Genomic DNA, 21650 nt, shown 5'->3' with positions numbered 1-21650 from the left:
TTTCAGAAAGAAGGAATGAGCATGAACAATACAGGTATTCATCATATCTCTAGTTTGGTTGGAAACATCTACCAAGCCTATGACTTTTATCACCGTATTTTGGGAATGGATTTGATCCTAAAAACAGTTAATCAGGAAGATTCCAACATGTACCATCTCTTTTTTGGTGACCAAAAGGGGAGAATTGGCACAGAGTTTACCATTTTTGATATGCCCAATAGTCCTACTAGACGACCTGGTTCGAACGCTTTAGAACGAACCGTTTTTTTAGTTTCAGACCAAGCCAGTCTTATTTATTGGATGAAGCGTTTGGACTCTTTTGGTGTCGAGCATTCTGGAATACAGGTATTTGGTAAAAGAGATATGTTGTTTTTGCAAGATGGTGATGGACAAGAACTAGGTTTTACCTATCATGAAGTAGTAATAGAGAGGATGTTTCCTTCAAAAGAATCAGAAGTGCCACAAGAACATGCTATTCTTGGTATTGCTGGTTTACAAATGCGAATTCGAGAAGTTGAATCCTTACGAAAACAGCTTGTAGAATTGTATGGATTTAAAGTGGAGGAGTCTTTTGTTTATCAGGGACAACAAGTTTTGACAGTCGGTTTTGATAATGATTTTCACCATAGACTTGATTTGATTTTGGATCTCGAAGCACCGATCAGTGTGATGGGGGTGGGAAGTATCCATCATATTGCCTTTGGGGTGGAGAATCATTCTGATTTAGAAGATTTAGTAACACGTTTAAATCTGATGGAGCGTCCTCACACGGGGATTATCAACCGTGATTTCATGCATTCGCTCTATTATCGTGCCCCAAACTATCTGATGTTTGAAGTGGCGACAGCATCTGGTCACCGTGAAGCTCCTATTCCTCAGCAAAGGGAGCTCTTAGATCAGATACCGCTTTTTCTACCGACTTTTCTTGAAGAAGATCGGGCAGATATCGAAAGTAGCTTGGCAGAACGGTATGAATAAAATGAAAGAATACTATCTTCAGGGGGAAAATCGTCATTTATTGGTCCTTTTTCATGGGACTGGTGGCGATGAAACCTCTTTGCTTTTTATGAGGAAGCTTTTGGACCCATCTGCCAGTATCCTATCATTTCAAGGAACCTGGTCAGATCAGGGAAGGATGAGACGCTTTTTCAAACCGCTTATCAATGGTCAGCTCGATCAAGAGGATTTTGAAGAGCGCATCCAGGATTTTTTTCAAAACTGGCGGGAAAGAGATTTGTCGAGCTATGATAAAATCAGTTTGATTGGCTTTTCAAATGGAGCCAATTTTGTCATAGGCTTGTTAGCAAAGGGAATTGAATCAGTCAATCAAGTTCTCTTGCTCCATCCATCAGCCCTCTCTTATCCGCTTCCAATCATTTCTTCCCAGCTTCCTATTCTAATGACAGCAGGTCGAAATGATGAGATGATTAATCTGAAAGAGTTGGAAAAGCTTTGTGAGGCTTGGAAGATACATGCTTTTGAAAACTTGACCTTATGGCTATTTAATGGCGGGCATTTTTTGACAGAGCCCGAAAAAGAAGTTCTCATTCAATGGTACAGGGACGAAAAAATCACCTAGTCAGAAAGACTAGGTGTTTTGGTTTAGATCAGTTGTTCAAGTTTGTCAACTAGCGAACCAACATAGGCGATGGTTTCTTTGAGTGGTTGGTCAGTCGAAACGTCGACACCTGCGTGTTTAGCAAGGTCTTGGGCAGAAAGACTTGCACCGAGTGAGAGGGTTTCCAACCATTTTTCAACAACTTCTTCAGGATTTTCTTCTAGTTGTTTAGCCATAGCCGTACCGATGGTCAAACCAGCTGAGTAGGTATATGGATACAAACCAATGTAGTAGTGTGGTTGACGCATCCAGATAAGACCTGCATCGTCACCGATTTCAAAGTCTTCACCCCAGAATTTCTTGATGACATCCAACTTGATTTGGCAGAGAATATCACCATTGAGGTATTCTTCATTGTCCAAACGAGTATAAACTTCACGTTGGAAGGCTGCTTCAAGCAAGTGAGTGACCATGTTGTGGAAGTAAGTACGGCTGATCAACTCGCTAATCAAGTAAGCCTGGAAGCCAGGGTCTTGGTTGTTTTTCAAAAGGGTGTTACATGTCAAGACTTCATTAGCTGTAGAAGGAGCCTCGATGAAGTAGAGGGATGGATCGTAGCTGAGGACGCTTTGTTTCTTAGCCAATTGGAAATGACCAGCATGTCCCAATTCGTGAGCTAATACCAAGACTTCGTTCATCAAACCTGTCCATGATAGTAGGATATAGGATGGTCCATCGTAAAGAGTAGCACAGAAGCCACCTGTTGCCTTACCTTCGTTTTGAGCAAAGTCAATCCAACGCTCGTCAAATGATTGTTCAATCATTTTTACATAATCTTCTCCAAGAATACCCAAGCAGTCAATCAAGAATTGTTTGGACTCTTCAGGAGTAATGCGTTGATTGTATTCAGATGGTAGACTGATTTTCAAGTCAGCATGAGTGATTTTATCCAAACCATGAGCCTTAGCAACCAATTTGACATAGCGACGCATGTGAGGAGCTAATTCCTTCATGATAACATCAATTTGACGGTCGAAGAGATCACGAGAGACATTTTGACTATGCAAGAGGAAATCAATTGTGCTGTCAAAACCACGTAAGCGAGCTTCGATTTGTTCGTTTTTGATATGAGACAAATAAGTCGCAGCAGTTGTATTTTTGTATTTCTTCAAGGTTGAATAGAAGCCAGCAGCTGAATTGCGACGAATTTCGGTATCATGGCTGAGTTCATAATCATTTTCAAAGAGCACATAGCTGTTGCCGAGCGTTTCGCCATTTGCCTCGAAGTTATCAAAGGTCATATCTTCAAACTTGGTCACACCGTAGTTATTATATGGCTGACCAAAGGTTGGTGCGAAGTTAGAGAGAAGTTCTTCTTGTAGTGGATGAAGCTGATGAGGCTTGTCACGTAGGATTGCATCAAAGAAGGCAGCCCATTGTAGCTGTTCTTCTTTTAATTCAAGAAGAAAGGCTTCATCTAATTGACCAAGTTCTGAATAGAGGAAATCTCGTTGAGGACGTGCCTTGGCAGAAACGAGGTCGTATTCATTGGCCAGGCTCGCCAATTCAGTATTCATCTTGTCAACTTCTAATGGCAAAAAGGCATAGTGGGAAAGTCTGCTATCAAGAATAACGATTTTTTCGTATTCTGTCAGAGCAGCAACAATGATTCCCTTGTCCGCTAATTTTCCTTTGAAGTTAGATTCAAAAGCAGCAACTTGTTCCGCATAAGCTACCAAGTTTTCTTTGTAATTTTCAGGGCTTGGAAAGAGCAAATCTGTATTCCAAGTTAATTGAACATCAATTTCTTGACGTTTTGGCATTGCAGATGTCATATGTTTCTCCTTTTTCATGTATTCTCCATTATTATATCATATTTATGAAAATAAACTTGACAAAAATTCAGAAAACCTAGATAATAGAAGTGTGAAAGGGTTTACTGAAAACCAGAAAGGAGCTCCTTATGCAAGTCATTAAACGAAGTGGCGAAGTTGTAGAATTTAATCCAGATAAGATTTATCAAGCCATCATCAAGGCTGCTCAAACAGTCTACGTTATCGATGATAACTGGCGTAAAAACCTTGCCCAAGTCACCAAAAAAGTTGTACTAGACTTGGAAGAGGCTCATACTGAACGTCCAACCATTAGTATGGTGCAATCATTGGTGGAGCATCGTCTCTTGGATGCGGGTTATATCACGATTGCGGAACATTATATTTCCTATCGATTGCAGCGTGATTTGGAACGCAATGGCTATGCTGATAAAATTATTGTTCACTTGAGTTTTGAGCAAATTCGTTAATTCATAGAAGACGTCCAACGGATAGTTGGTCGTTTTTTTATAAGTTGGGCTAATGGATTTCTATAAGGAATTCTTGGAGTTTAGCATATGGAAATATCATCATTTTCCTTTTATAATGATAGTATAGAGTTTTTGGTTGAAAAGACCAATTAAGTCAGGTAACAACTTTAATGGAGGACAGTAAAATGAAGCAAGATACTTTTACCGCAATGGTCGTAGAAGAGCAAGGAGATGCCTTGGTTTTTGGCCCCAAAACCATCGGTCTGGATGATTTACATCAAGGTGATGTCCTTATAAAAGTCGCTTATAGTTCAGTCAATTACAAGGACATGCTTGCTGTTCAGAAAAATGCTGGTGTTATTCGAAACTATCCTATGATTCCAGGTATTGATCTAGCTGGAGTGGTTGTTTCGTCCGATTCTCCTGATTTTTCAGTTGGACAAGAAGTATTGGTTACAGGCTATGAGATGGGGATGTCTCACACGGGTGGTTTTGCTCAATACGCTCGAATTCCTCATGAATGGGTAGTTCCCTTGCTAGCCGGCCTTAGTATGAAGGATGCAATGATTATTGGGACTGCAGGATTGACAGCTGGTCTATCTGTATTGGCATTGGAAAATGCTGGTATGAAGCCCCAGAATGCTCCTCGGCTCTTAGTGACAGGTGCAAGTGGTGGAGTTGGAAGTGTGGCCTTGGCTATTTTGAAGCACCTTGGCTATCCACAAATAACAGCTTTAACACGTAAAGATACCCAGGATGAGTTGGTTCGAAAACTTGGGGCAACGGATATTATCAAACCAGAGCAGATCTTCTTAAAAGAAAATCCTCTCCTCTTAAAAGGAATCTATGATTACGTATTGGATACAGTTGGAGGAGATGTTGTTTCGCATCTCATTCCGCAAATTGACTATGATGGGGCAATTAGTCTATGTGGAAATGCTGCTGGAGTAAAAGTTGCAACCAACGTTCTTCCATTTATCTTACGAGGAGTCCAGGCTTTGGGTATTGATTCTGTTCAAATCAGTCATGAAAAACGCTGTAAGGTCTGGGAGAAATTTGCTTCGGAATGGAAAATTTGTGACAATTTAACCTATAATGAAATCCGTTTGGAAGAATTGCCAAATGTTATTCAAGAACTAAAAGAAGGTAGACATTTGGGGCGTACCATTGTGGTATTCTAGTTGTTTTCTATTAAGCAAGAGAAAGAAGGAGCTGTTTGCCTTCTTTCTTTTTTAGAAAAAAACAAATGAGAAAAACTTCACATATTAATTGATAAAACTAGGAAAAAGGTGTATGCTAATAGTGTAGAAAAAACATAATAATATACTTTAAACGGAGGTTTTGCTATGGCAACTTTTTATGTTCCAGCGGTCAACTTAATTGGTCGTGGTTGTGTCAATGAAATTGGTGGCTATGTCAAAGAACTGGGCTACAAGAAAGCTCTTCTTGTAACGGATGAATTTTTGTTGACAAGCGACATTCTACCCAAAGTAACCAAGCCGCTTGATGAAGCAGGTGTAGATTATGTGGTCTTCAGTCATGTGGACCCAAACCCAACCTGTAAAAATGTCTATGACGGACTAGCTGTTCTGCAGGAAAATGACTGTGATTTTATTATCTCGGTTGGTGGCGGCTCTCCACAGGATGCGGCAAGCTGTATTTCCATTATGGCAACAAACGGCGGAAAACCTCAAGATTATGAAGGTCTTCATAAGTCTGAGAAAAAAGGCTTGCCAGTTGTCGCTATCAATACAACTGCAGGTACTTCTGCTGAGATTACCATTAACTATGTTATTACGGATGAGGAACGTAAGGTAAAAATGGTAATGGTAGATAAGAATAGCTTAGCCGTGATGTCAGTTAATGATCCAGAACTCATGCTTTCTAAACCAGCAGCTTTAACGGCAGCAACGGGTATGGATGCCTTGACCCATGCAATTGAAGCTCTAGTAACTCCAGGAGCATATGGTGTGACTAAGAAACTGTCTATGGGTGCTATTGAACTGATCAAGGAATATTTGCCTCGTGCAGTTGAAAACGGTCAGGATATCGAAGCTCGTGAGGCTATGGTTCATGCAATTTTCCTTGGAGGTATGAGCTTTAATAATGCTGGTCTAGGCTATGTTCACTCTATGGCTCACCAGTTGGGGGCTGTATATGATTTACCACATGGTGTCTGCTGTGCCATGATTTTACCAATTATCGAACGGGAAAATGCTAAACGTGTACCAGCAGCCTTTCGAGATGTGGCAAAAGCATTGGGGCTAGACATCGCAGGCAAATCTGACGAGGAATGTGCAGACTATGCAATCGCTCAAATTGAAGAACTGTCTGCCGAAGTCGGTATTCCGAAAAAACTGACTGAGTTGGATATCAAAGAAGAAGACTTCGACTTTGAATACCTCTCCAAGAATGCCTTGATCGATGCCTGCGCACCAGGCAATCCATTTATGCCGACACTGGAAGAAACTATTGCCTTCTATAAAGAACTCTTCTAGATGTCTATTTGTTATAGATTTTGAGGAATAAAAAAGCACCCCAACTCTCAAAAACGGGGTGCTATTTTTGTTCATTCATCTTACTGTGCAATTGTTTGTAGGAGTGTCTCAGGAGTGGTGGTTGGTAGGATGCGGACACGGTTGAGACTGAGTAAGCCATCAGCAGCCGAAGCAAGCCCTTCATTGGTAGTGACGCCCAACTTGTAACCTATACTTTCAGCGATGGATAAGGTGTCAGTTGAATATCGTCCAGCTGGATAGGCCACTGCAAGGGTATCTTGATTGAGATTGGTGTCTAGGTAGGTCTTGGAAAGTTGAAGTTCTCTAGTCTGGTCCTCTAAACTCGAGTATTCCAAATCAGGATGTGTCACGGTGTGTCCTTGGAAGGAGATGCCATTTGCTTGCATCTCTTTTAATTGGTCAAGTGTGAGATGGCCAGTCATACCACTTTCTGTCCGACCTGTAATGACATTATTGGTAGCCTTCATTTTATATTTTTTCAAAATCGGATAAGCAATGTCATAAAAATCCCAGAGGCTGTCATCAAAGGTTAACCAAACCACTTTTTTTCCAGCAGGCAAGACATTTTCCGTCAACACTTTATAGGCTTCTTCGGGAGACAAACTATAATAACCAGCTTCCTGCAAAGCTTGGAGATGGGATTCAAAAGTAGTTGGATCCACTATCAAATTTGCATTGGCACTTTCTTCAGGAGACATGACATGAATGGCATGATACATAAGAATAGGTATTTTAACCGGCTCTGCTTGTTGCTCCCAAGGAATATCAGAGGAGTTAGTGCTGTCATCTTGACTAGTACTCGTTTGGGATTCACTTGTGGTTGAGCTCGTTACAAAACTAGAGATGGAAGTGCTTGCTTGACTATCCTGCCTGAAAAGACTGGTACCTTTGATAAAAAGAATCATGGTTCCAAGGATAAGTAAAAGACTGAGGAGCATGCCTAGCCAAAGGGCAAGTTTGGGGCCGCTTTTCTTCCTGCGTCTGCGACTGGTTCGTGTATGCTGGGCGGTCATTTTTTCCTCCTATATTTATTCTTAAATCTATTGTAGCAGAATTTTCTAAAAATTTGTGCTATAATGGGAAAAATAGATTTTAAGGAGTATTTATGACAATTAATATTGCCCTTTTAGGCTTTGGAACAGTAGCGAGTGGCGTTCCGTTTTTGTTGAAAGAAAATACTGAGAAAATTCAACAAGCTGCTCAAGAAAACATTCAAGTTGCAAAGGTTTTGGTGAAAGACCAAGCGGAAAAAGAGCGATTACTTGCAGCTGGACATGATTATCATTTTGTAACCAATATTGACGATATTCTATCTGATGATACAATTCAAATCGTTGTAGAATTAATGGGCCGTATCGAGCCTGCTAAAACCTTCATTAGCCGTGCATTAGAAGCAGGGAAACATGTTGTTACTGCAAACAAAGACTTGTTAGCTGTTCATGGTAGTGAATTGCGTGAATTGGCTGTAAATAATGGGGTAGCTCTTTATTATGAAGCAGCAGTCGCTGGCGGTATTCCAATTTTGCGGACCTTGGCAAATTCGCTTACTTCTGATAAGGTTACCCGCGTCCTTGGAGTATTGAATGGTACTTCAAACTTCATGATGACTAAAATGGTCGACGAAGGATGGACCTATGATGAAGCCTTAAAAACAGCTCAGGAATTGGGTTATGCAGAGTCAGACCCAACCAATGACGTTGAAGGAATTGATGCGGCTTACAAGGCTGTGATTTTGAGTCAATTTGCATTTGGTATGACCATTGATTTTGAACAAGTTGCACACAAGGGCATCTCAGGAATCACACCAGAAGATGTAGCGGTAGCGCAAGAGCTGGGCTACGTTATTAAACTCGTGGGTGATATTCAAGAAACCACCTCAGGTATTGCTGCCGAAGTATCTCCAACATTCTTACCAAAATCACACCCTCTTGCAAGTGTCAACGGGGTCATGAACGCCGTCTTTGTTGAATCAATCGGAATTGGCGAGTCCATGTACTACGGACCGGGAGCAGGTCAAAAGCCAACCGCAACAAGTGTTGTGGCAGATATCGTTCGAATCGTTCGTCGTTTGAATGATAAGACCGTCGGCAAAGCCTTTAATGAATACAGCCGTCCTCTTCAGTTGGCCAAACCTGAAGATGTCGTAAGTGAATACTATTTCTCCATCTTAGCGCCTGATAAGACAGGTACCTTGCTTCGCTTGGCTGAAATCTTCAATAGCGAATCCATTTCCTTTAAACAAATCTTGCAAGCTGCTTCACTTGGAGACCAGGCACGTGTAGTCATTGTTACTCACGCAATGAGTAAAACTCAGTTGGAAAATGTGCAAGCTAAATTAGCTGCGGCGGAAGCTGTTGAAGTTCAAAATACCTTCAAAGTTTTGGGGGATTAAATATGAGAATTACGGTACCTGCAACCAGTGCCAATATTGGTCCTGGTTTTGATTCAGTTGGTGTTGCCTTGAGCAAGTATCTGTATATCGACATCCTTGAACCGGCAGACCAATGGGCAATCGAACACAACTTGGAATACGTGCCAAGTGACCAAAACAATTTATTGATAAAAACCGCTTTGAAGGTTTGTAAAAATTTGCAACCCCATCGGCTCAAGATGACTAGCGATATTCCTCTGGCTAGAGGACTTGGTTCATCTAGTTCTGTCATTGTTGCTGGTATTGAACTGGCAAATCAACTTGGAAATCTACAACTGACAAAGGAAGAAAAGTTGACCATTGCGACTGAAATAGAAGGCCATCCTGACAACGTAGCGCCAGCTATTTATGGAAATTTGGTGATTTCAAGTTATGTCAATAAAAAGGTAGCAGCAGTTGTGGCAGATTTTCCTGAGACAGGGTTTCTTGCCTTCATTCCGAATTACCCCTTGCGCACAAGTGAAAGTCGCGGTGTCTTGCCTAGTCAATTATCAGCCAAGAAAGCCGTTGCTGCCAGTAGTATTGCAAACGTGGCAGTTGCAGCTCTATTAAAAGGGGATATTGAAACGGCTGGTAAGGCTATTGAATCCGATATGTTCCATGAGCCTTTTCGTCAAAAATTGGTTCAAGAATTCTACCCAATTAAACAAATTGGTCATGAAGAAGGGGCCTATGCGACCTATCTTTCTGGCGCAGGTCCAACTGTCATGGTCCTTGCAGCCAAAGAAAAACTGGAGAGTATTTCAGAAAAAATTACTGCCCTACAACTAGATGGTAGCCTCCATGTCCTTGAAGTTGACCAAGAAGGCATCCAGATCCAATCATAAGAAAAATCCACCTCGGTGGATTTTTCTTTTGGTCTAATGAGAAAGGAGGGAAATAGGATGGAAATTCATACCAAAGTTTGGTATAATGTGTTAGATATTCTATTTTTTGAAAAGAGATGTAATATGAAAGATAAAATCAGGCAAGAACTTGAAGGAATCGATATTCGTTTCGACGAGCCGTTGAAAGACTACACCTATACTAAAGTAGGGGGATCAGTAGATTACTTAGCATTTCCACGCAATCGCTATGAGATTGTACGGATCGTGGAATTTGCTAATCGTGAACAGATCCCCTGGATGGTTTTGGGGAATTCCAGCAACATCATTGTAAAAGATGGGGGTATTCGTGGTTTTGTCATCCGAATGGATGAACTCAAGTCTGTGACCGTTTCTGGTTATACAATTGAAGCAGAAGCAGGAGCTAATTTGATTGAAACAACTAAAGTAGCCTTGTTCCATTCGCTTTCAGGTTTTGAGTTTGCTTGTGGTATCCCAGGAAGCGTCGGTGGTGCTGTTTATATGAACGCAGGTGCCTATGGTGGGGAGATTGCGCATATCTTGGTTTCCGCCCAAGTTTTGACTCCAGCTGGATATGTTGAAACTTTGGATGGACGTGATTTGCGTTTTGGCTACCGTTCGTCCATTTTGCAAGAAAATGGTGCCATTGTTTTATCTGCCAAGTTTGCTTTGAAACCAAGTAATCACACGGTTATTAAACAAGAAATGGACCGTCTAACGCATTTACGTGAGTTAAAACAACCATTGGAATGGCCATCTTGTGGTTCTGTCTTCAAGCGTCCGCTTGGTCATTTTGCTGGTCAATTGATTATGGAGGCCGGTCTAAAAGGTTACCGAATCGGTGGTGTTGAAGTATCTGAAAAGCATGCCGGATTTATGGTCAATGTGGACAATGGTACTGCCAAAGATTACGAAGACTTGATTGCCCACGTGATTTCTGTTGTTGAAAAAGAATCTGGCATCGTGTTAGAAAGAGAAGTCCGCATCATCGGTGAGGATTCGTCAGCCAATTAAGAAGGAATTGATGAAAATTGAAAAAACCAATTATTGAATTTAAAAATGTCTCAAAAGTTTTTGAAGATAGCGGCACAACCGTTCTCAAGGATATTAACTTTGAATTAGAAGAAGGAAAATTTTATACTTTGTTGGGTGCGTCTGGTTCTGGAAAATCAACCATTTTGAACATTATTGCTGGCTTGTTGGACGCGAGTTCAGGCGATATTTTCCTAGATGGTCAACGTATCAACGATCTTCCAACCAATAAACGTGATGTGCATACCGTATTTCAGTCTTATGCCCTTTTCCCACATATGTCAGTATTTGAAAATGTGGCCTTTCCTTTGAAGTTGCGAAAGGTAGATAAGGCAGAAATTGAACGCCGAGTTACGGAAGCCTTGCAAATGGTCCGTCTTTCGGGTTACGAGAAGCGTTCGATTCAGAAACTGTCGGGTGGTCAACGTCAACGTGTGGCTATTGCTCGTGCCATCATTAATCAACCACGTCTTGTCTTACTTGATGAGCCCTTGTCTGCCTTGGACCTGAAATTGCGGACGGAGATGCAGTATGAATTGCGTGAACTCCAACAACGATTAGGCATTACTTTTGTCTTTGTTACCCATGATCAGGAAGAAGCCCTTGCCATGAGTGACTGGATTTTCGTCATGAATGAAGGCGAGATTGTCCAATCTGGAACGCCAGTTGATATTTATGACGAACCGATCAACCACTTTGTTGCAACCTTTATTGGAGAATCCAATATTTTGCCAGGTCGCATGATTGAAGACTACCTCGTAGAATTCAATGGCAAACGCTTTGAGGCGGTCGATGGTGGTATGCGTCCAAATGAAGAGGTCGAAGTGGTCATTCGTCCAGAAGATTTGCGGATTACTCTACCAGAAGAAGGGAAGTTGCAGGTAAAAGTGGATACCCAGCTTTTCCGTGGCGTTCACTATGAGATCATCGCTTATGACGATTTAGGCAATGAATGGATGATTCACTCGACTCGTAAGGCCATTGTCGGAGAAGTAATCGGGCTTGATTTCGAGCCAGAAGATATCCATATCATGCGTCTCAACGAAACGGAAGAAGAATTTGATGCTCGTATTGAAGAGTATGTGGAAATTGAAGAAGTCGAAGATGGCTTGATCAATGCCATCGAGGAGGAGAGAAATGAAGAAAACCTCTAGACTGTTTGCTATTCCCTATGCTCTATGGGTTTTCCTCTTTGTCTTAGCTCCAGTTGTCTTAATCATCTACAAGTCATTTTTTGACTTGGATGGAAATTTGACCCTAGCTAACTACGCGAGTTATTTCAACTCTCCAAACATGACTTACTTGCGTATGAGTTTCAACTCGATTTTCTATGCAGGCATTATCACCTTGGTCACCTTGCTTGTTTCATACCCAACTGCATATTTTTTGACGCAACTCAAGCATAAGCAGTTGTGGCTGATGTTGATTATTTTACCGACCTGGGTCAATCTCTTGTTGAAAGCCTATGCCTTCATCGGGATTTTTGGTCAAAATGGCTCGATAAATTCCTTCTTGGAGTTTGTCGGCATTGGTGCCCAGCAGATTCTCTTTACAGATTTTTCTTTCATAGCAGTAGCAGCCTACATTGAAATTCCCTTTATGATTTTACCGATTTTTAATGCGCTAGATGATTTGGACCCAAATCTTATCAATGCCAGTCGGGATTTAGGTGCGACTTCTTGGCAAACCTTTACTAAAGTGATTTTCCCCCTTTCTATGAATGGCGTTCGTTCAGGTGTGCAGGCAGTTTTTATTCCAAGTTTAAGTTTGTTTATGCTGACACGCTTGATTGGAGGAAACCGCGTAATAACCTTGGGAACGGCTATTGAGCAACACTTCCTCACAACGCAAAACTGGGGAATGGGCTCTACAATTGGTGTCGTCTTAATTGTGGCCATGCTCTTTACCATGTGGTTGACGAAAGAGAGGAAAAAATAATGAAGAAATTTGCAAAAATTTATCTCACGGTAGCCTTTCTTGTCCTCTATCTTCCTATTTTTTACTTGATAGCTTATGCCTTTAACGAAGGCGGTGACATGAACGGGTTTACTGGTTTTACCTTGGATTATTTTTCTTCCATGCTGGGGGATAAGCGTTTGATGCTTATCCTTGCTCAAACCTTTTTCCTAGCTTTCACTAGTTCCTTGATTGCGACGATTATTGGTACTTTTGGAGCAATTTATATCCATCAGGCTCGTCCTCGTTTTCAAAATGCTCTTTTATCTATCAATAATATCCTAATGGTAGCGCCCGATGTTATGATTGGTGCCAGTTTCTTGATTCTCTTTACCATGATTGGCTTCCAATTAGGCTTTGTGTCTGTTTTACTCAGCCATATCGCCTTTTCCATTCCGATTGTGGTGTTGATGGTCTTGCCTCGTCTAAAAGAAATGAATGCGGATATGGTGTCTGCTGCCTATGATTTGGGAGCTACCCAGTTTCAGATGCTGCGAGAAATCATGTTGCCGTATCTAACCCCTGCTATTATTGCAGGATACTTTATGGCCTTTACCTATTCCTTGGATGACTTTGCCGTTACCTTTTTTGTGACGGGAAATGGCTATTCAAACCTCTCTGTTGAGATTTACTCCCGAGCTCGTCAGGGGATTTCTTTGGAAATCAATGCCCTGTCAACTCTTGTCTTCCTCTTTTCAATCTTGTTAGTGGTGGGCTATTATTTTATCTCGCGTGAAAAGGAGGCGGAATAATGAAACGACTTTATTCATTCCTAGCAGGCGTAGTGGTGATTGTTCTTGCTTTGTGGGCAATTAGTCAAAACTTAGAGGAGCAATCAACACAAGGCACAACTGATAAGTTGGTGATTTATAATTGGGGTGATTACATTGATCCCACTCTTTTGGAAGAATTTACAGCCGAAACAGGTATCCAGGTTGACTACCAAACCTTTGATTCCAACGAAGCCATGTATACCAAGATTAAGCAAGGTGGCACAACCTATGATTTAGCTGTTCCATCAGAGTATATGATTTCTAAAATGATTGAAGAAGACATGTTGATTCCATTAGACAAGTCGAAAATCACTGGCATAGAAAACATTGATCCGCAATTTATGGGACTCAGCTTTGATGAGAAAAATGACTACTCTGTCCCTTACTTCTGGGGAACCTTAGGGATTGTTTATAATGAAACCATGGTGGAAAATGCCCCTGAAGAATGGGAGGATCTCTGGTCAGAGGAATACCGTGATAATATCATGCTAATTGATGGCGTGCGCGAAGTGATGGGTTTTGGACTCCAATCCTTGGGATATAGTCTGAATTCAAAAAGTCTATCCGAGCTAGAAGAAGCTGCTAATCATCTCTATAACTTAACTCCAAATGTTAAGGCAATCGTAGCCGATGAAATCAAAGGTTACATGATCCAAGATGCAGCAGCCGTTGCCGTTAGCTTCTCTGGAGAGGCTAGCGAGATGCTCGATGGAAATGAAAATCTACGTTACGTTGTACCATCAAAAGGTTCTAACCTTTGGTTTGACAATATGGTTATACCAAAAACAGCCAAGAACATTGATGGGGCACATGCCTTTATCTCCTTTATGCTTCGTCCAGAAAATGCCTACCGTAATGCGGAGTATGTAGGCTATTCAACACCAATTCCTGAGGCTAAAGCCATGCTCGATGAGGAAACACAAAATGATGAAGCCTTCTATCCATCGGAAGAAACTATGGAGAATATGGAAGTCTACGATAACCTTGGAGCCAAGCTCCTTGGAGCCTATAACGACCTCTTTCTTCAGTTTAAAATGTATCGCAAATAAGAGAAGAACCAGTATTGGTTCTTTTTTTGTGTAAGGGTATAGTTAAAAGCTATGGAACGTTCTAAAAGTTGGATAATGCTGAATATTCAGAAAATACTTGAAATGCCTCCTATTTTATGTTTAACTATATATATTGGTTCAGCCAATAAAAAAGGAGAATTATTAGGAGGAGATTACATGAAAAAGAAAGAGAGATTCTCACTTCGTAAATACAAAATAGGGGCTGTGTCCGTTCTTTTGGGTGCGGTATTTTTGTTTGGAGGGCCAAGCGTTTTGGCGGCAGAACAAGGTCAGATTTCCTCATCTGAAGCAACGGTAACTAGTCTTTCACCAGGAACGAAGAGCCAAGCAGTTACTGAAACTACAACTGGGACAACATCGACTGTTACTGAGTCGACTGAAATTAACACTGTACCTGTTCTTGAAGAGGCAAACGCCTCAACAGAAGTTACTCCAGCTGAAGAAGTAGCAACAGAAACAGTAACTAGTCCTGTCTCTACTGAAACAACTGTCGTTCAAACAGCTGTAACAGAAACCGCTGAAGAAACACCAGCACTTGTTGCGACTGCTGAAAGTAATGAAGTTGCTCCAGAATCAGTCTCTAGTTCTGTTGATACAGCAACAGATTCTGCTGTATCTAATCCGTCAACTGAAAAGCCACAAAATATCGACAGTAACACCATTATCACCGTTCCTGAAGTTTGGAACAATGGCTACAAGGGTGAGGGAACTGTCGTTGCAATTATCGATTCTGGCTTGGATGTCGAACATGATGTGCTGCATTTGACAGATGCTAGCAAGGCAAAATATAGCACAAAAGAAGAACTAGAAGCTGCTAAAGCAGCCGCAGGCATTAACTATGGTGAATGGTTTAGTGAAAAAGTCATCTTTGGTTACAACTATGTGGATGTCAACGCAGTATTGAAAGAAGCTGATAAAACATCACACGGTATGCACGTAACCAGTATTGCTGCAGGAAACCCAACTATCCCAAATGGTGGGGAATTAATCTATGGTGTTGCTCCTGAAGCACAAGTGATGTTCATGCGTGTTTTCTCTGATCTTAAGTCAACAACAGGTCCAGCACTTTATGTAAAAGCGATTGAAGATGCCGTCAAATTAGGTGCTGACAGTATCAACCTCAGTCTCGGTGGTGCAAATGGTTCCGTGGTCAACATGGATGCAACTGTTGATGCTGCCATTGCTGCCGCTCGAAAAGCTGGTGTAACAGTTGTCATTGCGGCTGGTAATGACGGGACATTTGGTTCTGGACATGCCAATCCAGCAGTTGAAAATCCTGACTATGGTTTGGTTGGTAACCCATCTACTGCTCGTGATGCGATTTCAGTTGCATCTTATAACAATACAACCGTGAGCAGCCAAGTCATCAATATCATCGGTCTTGAAAACAATGCAGAATTAAACAACGGAAAAAGTTCCTTCAACAACCCTGAAATGAGCCCGGTTAAGTTCGAAATTGGTAAATCATATGATTATGTTTTTGCTGGTTTAGGTCAAGCTGATGACTTCAACGGACTAGACTTAACTGGTAAATTGGCCCTGATCAAACGAGGTTCCATCACCTTCTCTGAAAAAATTGCCAATGCAACAGCAGCAGGAGCAATCGGTGTTGTTATTTACAACAGCAGACCAGGAGAAGCAAATGTCAGCATGTCCCTCGATGATACTGCCATTGCAATTCCATCGATCTTTATTCCGTATGAATTTGGAGAAGCACTTGCTGCGAATCAGTACCAAATTCAATTTAACAATCAATCTGATAAGAAACCAAACCCAGAGGCAGGGATCTTGTCTGATTTTTCAAGCTGGGGCTTGTCTGCTGATGGTGAGTTGAAACCTGATTTAGCGGCTCCAGGTGGTTCAATCTATGCAGCCATCAATGACAATGAATACAGTAGCATGAACGGAACTAGTATGGCGGCTCCTCACGTTGCTGGTGCGGCTGTTCTTGTTAAACAATACCTCTTGCAAGCCTATCCAGAAAAGTCTGCTCAGGAAATTGAAGCCTTGGTCAAACATTTGCTTATGTCTACTGCTAAAGCACATTTCAACACTGAGACTCAAGCCTACACTTCTCCAAGACAGCAAGGTGCAGGTATTCTTGATACGGCCGCAGCCATTTCGAATGGTGTCTATTTGACAGGGGCTGACGGCTACAGCAGTATTACGCTTGGAAATGTAGCAGATCGTTTCAGTTTTGAAGTGACCTTGCACAATATCACAGACCAAGATAAGAGCTTTACCTATGTAACGGATTTGAACACAGATACGGTAGCAGATGGTTCCTATAGTTTGACACCGCGATTGCTGGAAAGGACTGCAGGCCAGACTGTTACAGTAAAAGCAAACAGTTCAACTACTGTCACTATTTCCTTAGACGCTAGTGCCTTTGCACAAGAATTGTCTCAATTAATGCCAAATGGTTACTACCTAGAAGGCTTTGTTCGTTTCACAGATCAAGTTGATGGCGTCGATGTTGTCAGCATCCCTTATGTCGGCTTTAAAGGAGCTTTCCAAAACCTTCCTGTACTTGAAGAACCAATCTATAACCTCATCGCAGATGGAAAAGGTGGTTTCTATTTTGAGCCAGTTGCTGAAGAGCCATTGACAGTTGATAGCACTCATCATTATACAGGTCTTGTCACAAGTAGTTCAGAACTGATTTATTCAACCGATGAACGTACAGATCTTGCCATTAAGACACTTGGAACCTTTAAGAATGAAGCTGGCTATTTTGTTCTTGAGTTAGATGAAAACGGGAAACCGCATTTGGCAATTTCTCCAAACGGAGATAATAACCAGGATTCCTTGGCCTTTAAAGGGGTCTTTCTTCGAAACTATACGGAATTAGTAGCTTCTGTTTATGCTGCGGATGATACGGAACGTAAAACACCTCTTTGGACAAGTGAACCTGACTATGGAGAGAAAAACTACTTTAGTGGGGATCCAAAGAATCCAAAATCAACGATTGTCTATCCGACAGAGTGGGCTGGAACAGACCAAGAGGGGAATGATTTAGAGGACGGACGCTATCAGTACGTTTTAACCTACTATTCAGAAGTTCCAGGTGCAGATGTTCAAACAATGGCATTTGATGTCATCATTGACCGTCAGGCGCCAGTAATTACAACTGCAACATACGATGAAACAAGTCAAGTGTTTGATCCACGTCAAGCAGTTGAAAATGGTCTGTCTGGCATTTTTAGAGAGCAAGTTTTCTACCTTTCAACCAATGATGCTGGTTTAACAATGGCTATTGATCTGGACGAAAATGGTCAGGTTGTTGTCAAAGACAACAAGGTGTTTGTTGCCCAAAACGCAGATGGCACCTTTACCTTGCCACTTGACTTGGCTGATATTTCCAAATTCTACTACACCGTTGAAGATTTTGCGGGTAACCTTGTATCTGCAAAAGTAGCGGATTTGATTAGCATTGGAAACAATCTCGGATTGGTCACTGTCAACCTCCTAGACCAAGCAACCAATGCTCCAACACCAATTACCTATTCTTACTCTGTCAAGGATGAAACAGGTAAAATTGTGACAGAACTACCTCGCTATGCAGGTGATGATACTATCCTGAAATTGCCATTTGGTACATACACCTTTGATCTCTTCCTTTATGATACAGAATGGTCAACTGTGGCAGGGGAAACTAGCGTAACAGTTACAATTTCTGAAGAAAATAGCACTGCGGCTGTGAATTTCTATGTTACCTTGTTGGAAAAAGCTAGCCTTTTGGTCGATGTGGACCAAAACTTACCAACTGGAACAAGTCTTGCTTTGGTAACTGAAACAGGTCAACTAATTGCACTTCCAAATGCAAAATACTCTACAACAGACTTTGGAAAATTTGTCCCTGTTGGCTCTTACACACTGGCAGCAAATCTTCCAACTGGCTATGAATTTTTGGAAGACTTGAGTGTAACTGTCCTTGATAACAAACGCAATGTAAAAACATTGACCTTGATCAACAAAACAGGCTTATTATCCAATATCGCCTTGCTAGAAGGCATCGAGAAAACAGCGGTTTACTACAATGCAGATACTACTTTACAAGATGCATATGACACAGCCCTTGCAAATTCCCAAGCGGTTGTTGCTGCAAAACACAATCAGTCAGAAGTAGATGCTGCGCTCGCAAATCTTTTGGCAGCTAAAACTGCACTAAATGGTTTCGCAACAGACACAAGTGCCTTAGTTGCAGAAATCACTCGCTATGATGAAGTTCGTAAAGAAGCTGTTTACTATAATGCAGACCCAGCCAAACAAGTTGCCTATGATACCCTCTTGCGTGCTGCACAATTGGTAGTAGCAAGTGAAAACGTAACCCAAGCAATTGTCGATCAAGCATTAGCTGACTTGAATCAGGCAAAATCTACTTTAGACGGTCAAGCAACTGATTATGCAACATTGCGTAATCTAGTTGCAGTAGCATCAGTCTTGAAAGCAACAGATGCCAAGTATCTCAATGCTACTGACCTACGTAAAACAGCTTATGATCAGGCTGTTGAAGCTGCTCAAACAGTCTTAGCAGATGCGACGGCGACACAAAGTGCGGTAGATCAAGCTCTTGCAAGTCTTAAAGCGGCTCAGGATGCTTTGGATGGTGTTGCAAGTTCAAGCAACAGTGGCAATCAAGCACCAGTTGAAACACCAACAAAACCAACGACAGGTGTTCAGACACCACCTGAAGATGTCGAAACGACCAATACGACTAAACAACCAATAGCTCCAGTTGATGCACCAACTAGTCCGCCAGTGAATCCTGAGACTAAACCACAACCTCTCCCAAACAACCAAAAGAAGCAAGCTTCTGTACCTCAGAAACCAGTACTTCCAAGGGCTGGGAAAGTAGCAGTGAATCCAGCTCTTCCAAGTGAGTCTAAAGCTCAATTGCCAACGACTGGTCAAGCCCAGACAACCTCATGGAATCTGCTTGGTCTTGCTGGATTGTTCATCATCGGATTTAGCTTTGCAAAGAAAAAAGAAATGAAATAAAATCAAGTTTGTCAATGAGAAAATTGAATATTTCCTTGGAGAAACCTAGTCACAAGTCTGACTAGGTTTTTTCTAGGATTTGAAAAAAACAAGTCATGCAGATTCTATTGAAAAAACAAACACTAGGGAACTTTCTCACTAGGAATTCATGATATAATATTAAAAAACTAGAAAGAGTATGACATGGTATTATCAAAGAAACGTGCAAGAAAAGTTATTGAAGAAATTATCGCCCTCTATCCTGATGCTCAACCAAGTTTGGATTTCCGCAATCATTTTGAATTGGTCTGTGCGGTGCTCTTGTCTGCTCAGACAACGGATGCTGCCGTTAACAAGGCAACACCTGGTTTATTTGCAGCTTTTCCAACACCCCAGGCTATGGCAGCAGCAGAAGTAAAGGACATCGAGCCCTACATTTCTCGTTTGGGCTTGTATCGTAATAAAGCCAAATTTTTGAAAGAATGCGCTCAGCAGTTATTGGATCGACATGATGGCATTGTACCTCAAACTCGTGAAGAATTAGAAGCCTTGGCTGGAGTTGGTAGAAAAACGGCTAACGTAGTGTTGAGTGTTGGATTTGGCATTCCTGCCTTCGCAGTTGATACCCATGTGGGACGCATTTGTAAACACCACGACATTGTCAAAAAGTCAGCGACACCTTTGGAAACTGAGAAGCGGGTCATGGAAGTCTTGCCGCCAGAATTGTGGCTCCCAGCCCATCAGGCTATGATTTATTTTGGACGAGAAGTCTGCCATCCAAAAAATCCTGACTGTGATAAATTTCCACAATTATATAAATTTGATTAAAAATCTTCAGTTTCTGAAGATTTTTTTCGTTTTCTTGTAAGAAATACCTAGCTAAATCAGAACATTTTTTAAATTTTTCTAGAAAAATACTATCAAAACGAAACTATACGAATGTTTGGTTGGGTTCTATTTGAATATTTCTCATAAAAACGAATATTACATTGTAAATACTCTTTGATATTGACAAAACACAAACAATGAGATATAATTTTAGATGTCGGTTAAGGAAAGGCGAACAAATATGCCTTTCTTATGTAAACAATCATTAAAAAACGAACTGAGGAGAAAACCATGTTTAATGAAACGCCTGTTTTTGACTACGAAGATATCCAGTTGATTCCTAATAAATGCATCATCAATAGCCGTTCGGAGGCAGATACATCTGTCACTCTTGGAAAATATAGCTTTAAATTACCAGTTGTTCCAGCTAATATGCAGACTATTATTGATGAAGATGTGGCAGAAATGCTTGCCAAAGAAGGGTATTTCTATATCATGCATCGTTTCGATGAAGCTGGTCGTATTCCATTTATCAAACGCATGCACGAGCAAGGTTTGATTGCCTCCATTTCGGTTGGTGTAAAAGACTATGAGTACGACTTTGTTTCTAGTTTAAAAGCTGACGCACCTGAGTTTATTACCATTGATATTGCGCATGGGCACGCTGATAGTGTCATTAAGATGATCAAGCATATCAAGAAAGAATTGCCTGAGACATTTGTCATTGCTGGTAATGTCGGTACTCCAGAAGCAGTTCGTGAACTAGAAAATGCTGGTGCGGATGCGACAAAAGTTGGTATTGGTCCTGGTAAGGTATGTATTACCAAGGTCAAGACTGGTTTTGGTACTGGCGGTTGGCAGTTGGCTGCCCTTCGTTGGTGTTCAAAAGCTGCTCGTAAGCCAATTATTGCGGATGGCGGTATTCGTACCCACGGAGATATTGCCAAATCCATCCGTTTCGGTGCTAGCATGGTCATGATTGGCTCGCTCTTTGCAGGTCATATCGAGAGTCCAGGTAAAACGGTAGAAGTGGATGGCAAACAGTTCAAGGAATACTACGGTTCTGCATCTGAATATCAAAAAGGTGCATACAAAAACGTTGAAGGAAAGAAAATTCTCTTGCCAGCTAAGGGACACTTGAAAGACACTCTAGTAGAAATGGAACAGGACTTGCAATCCTCTATTTCCTATGCAGGTGGTCGTGATATTACCAGCTTGAAACACGTGGACTATGTCATCGTAAAAAATTCAATCTGGAATGGTGATTCTATTTAATATAGGTGAAGACGGACCCCAAAGAGTCCGTCTTTGATTTGCACTTTTTTCTAGGATTGTTACAATAGAAACGAAAAAATA

At 41.4% G+C, this 21650-nt stretch carries 17 protein-coding genes; 15 read left to right on the top strand and 2 right to left on the bottom strand.

Annotation, left to right across the window (positions count from 1 at the left end):
* Positions 1-15: 15 nt before the first annotated feature.
* A complete protein-coding gene (locus PXH68_RS04800) occupies positions 16-978 on the top strand; it encodes a VOC family protein (RefSeq protein WP_316716057.1) in 963 nt (320 codons plus the stop codon).
* Positions 971-1579, top strand: coding sequence for an alpha/beta hydrolase (locus PXH68_RS04795; protein WP_248028647.1), 609 nt, complete (start codon positions 971-973; stop codon positions 1577-1579). The genes PXH68_RS04800 and PXH68_RS04795 overlap by 8 nt, the downstream gene beginning before the upstream one ends.
* 23 nt (positions 1580-1602) lie before the next feature.
* Here PXH68_RS04795 and pepF read toward each other — a convergent pair whose 3' ends face one another.
* The gene (pepF, locus tag PXH68_RS04790; protein ID WP_248028646.1) at positions 1603-3393 is read right to left on the bottom strand and encodes an oligoendopeptidase F; all 1791 of its coding nucleotides are present in this window, start codon (positions 3391-3393) and stop codon (positions 1603-1605) included.
* Between the two features lie 128 nt (positions 3394-3521).
* On the opposite strand from pepF, the gene PXH68_RS04785 reads away from it, so the two are divergent.
* From PXH68_RS04785 to PXH68_RS04775, 3 genes are all read left to right on the top strand, one after another.
* The gene (locus PXH68_RS04785; protein WP_158454955.1) at positions 3522-3860 is read left to right on the top strand and encodes an ATP cone domain-containing protein; all 339 of its coding nucleotides are present in this window, start codon (positions 3522-3524) and stop codon (positions 3858-3860) included.
* Positions 3861-4045: 185 nt separating this feature from the next.
* A complete protein-coding gene (locus PXH68_RS04780) occupies positions 4046-5041 on the top strand; it encodes a YhdH/YhfP family quinone oxidoreductase (RefSeq protein WP_248028645.1) in 996 nt (331 codons plus the stop codon).
* A gap of 165 nt (positions 5042-5206) precedes the next feature.
* Positions 5207-6358, top strand: a complete 1152-nt coding sequence (locus PXH68_RS04775) for an iron-containing alcohol dehydrogenase (protein ID WP_248028644.1) — start codon at positions 5207-5209, stop codon at positions 6356-6358.
* A gap of 80 nt (positions 6359-6438) precedes the next feature.
* On the opposite strand, the gene PXH68_RS04770 is transcribed toward PXH68_RS04775, so the two are convergent.
* Positions 6439-7392, bottom strand: coding sequence for a polysaccharide deacetylase family protein (locus tag PXH68_RS04770; protein WP_248028643.1), 954 nt, complete (start codon positions 7390-7392; stop codon positions 6439-6441).
* A gap of 92 nt (positions 7393-7484) precedes the next feature.
* Here PXH68_RS04770 and PXH68_RS04765 point away from each other — a divergent pair, with 92 nt between their 5' ends.
* The 10 genes from PXH68_RS04765 to guaC all read left to right on the top strand — a co-directional run bounded on the left by PXH68_RS04765 (position 7485) and on the right by guaC (position 21569).
* Complete coding sequence (locus tag PXH68_RS04765) at positions 7485-8771, top strand: homoserine dehydrogenase (protein ID WP_205030757.1); 1287 nt, start codon at positions 7485-7487, stop codon at positions 8769-8771.
* 2 nt (positions 8772-8773) lie between these two features.
* On the top strand, positions 8774-9637 hold the full coding sequence (gene thrB / locus PXH68_RS04760; RefSeq protein ID WP_205030756.1) for a homoserine kinase: 864 nt from the start codon (positions 8774-8776) through the stop codon (positions 9635-9637).
* A gap of 123 nt (positions 9638-9760) precedes the next feature.
* A complete protein-coding gene (gene murB / locus PXH68_RS04755; RefSeq protein ID WP_248028642.1) occupies positions 9761-10669 on the top strand; it encodes a UDP-N-acetylmuramate dehydrogenase in 909 nt (302 codons plus the stop codon).
* A gap of 17 nt (positions 10670-10686) precedes the next feature.
* Positions 10687-11841: an ABC transporter ATP-binding protein gene (locus PXH68_RS04750; protein WP_248028641.1), complete on the top strand. Its 1155-nt coding sequence runs from the start codon at positions 10687-10689 to the stop codon at positions 11839-11841.
* Complete coding sequence (locus PXH68_RS04745) at positions 11825-12625, top strand: ABC transporter permease (protein ID WP_158454941.1); 801 nt, start codon at positions 11825-11827, stop codon at positions 12623-12625. The genes PXH68_RS04750 and PXH68_RS04745 overlap by 17 nt, the downstream gene beginning before the upstream one ends.
* Positions 12625-13395, top strand: coding sequence for an ABC transporter permease (locus tag PXH68_RS04740; protein ID WP_158454940.1), 771 nt, complete (start codon positions 12625-12627; stop codon positions 13393-13395). Before PXH68_RS04745 ends, PXH68_RS04740 begins: the two co-directional genes overlap by 1 nt.
* On the top strand, positions 13395-14465 hold the full coding sequence (locus tag PXH68_RS04735) for an ABC transporter substrate-binding protein (protein ID WP_248028640.1): 1071 nt from the start codon (positions 13395-13397) through the stop codon (positions 14463-14465). Before PXH68_RS04740 ends, PXH68_RS04735 begins: the two co-directional genes overlap by 1 nt.
* Before the next feature lie 177 nt (positions 14466-14642).
* Entirely contained in the window at positions 14643-19487 is a 4845-nt protein-coding gene (locus PXH68_RS04730; protein WP_248028639.1) for a S8 family serine peptidase, read from the top strand.
* Between the two features lie 183 nt (positions 19488-19670).
* Positions 19671-20294 (top strand): endonuclease III, encoded by a 624-nt coding sequence (gene nth, locus PXH68_RS04725; protein WP_248028638.1) that lies wholly within the window; start codon positions 19671-19673, stop codon positions 20292-20294.
* Between the two features lie 291 nt (positions 20295-20585).
* Positions 20586-21569 carry a GMP reductase gene (gene guaC / locus PXH68_RS04720; protein ID WP_205030751.1) on the top strand — a complete coding sequence of 328 codons (984 nt, stop codon included), beginning with the start codon at positions 20586-20588 and terminating at the stop codon, positions 21567-21569.
* Positions 21570-21650: the final 81 nt, after the last annotated feature.

Source organism: Streptococcus sp. 29896, from assembly GCF_032594915.1.
In the GTDB taxonomy this organism is placed as follows: Bacteria; Bacillota; Bacilli; order Lactobacillales; family Streptococcaceae; genus Streptococcus; species Streptococcus suivaginalis.
This window is presented reverse-complemented; position numbering and strand designations above follow the sequence as displayed.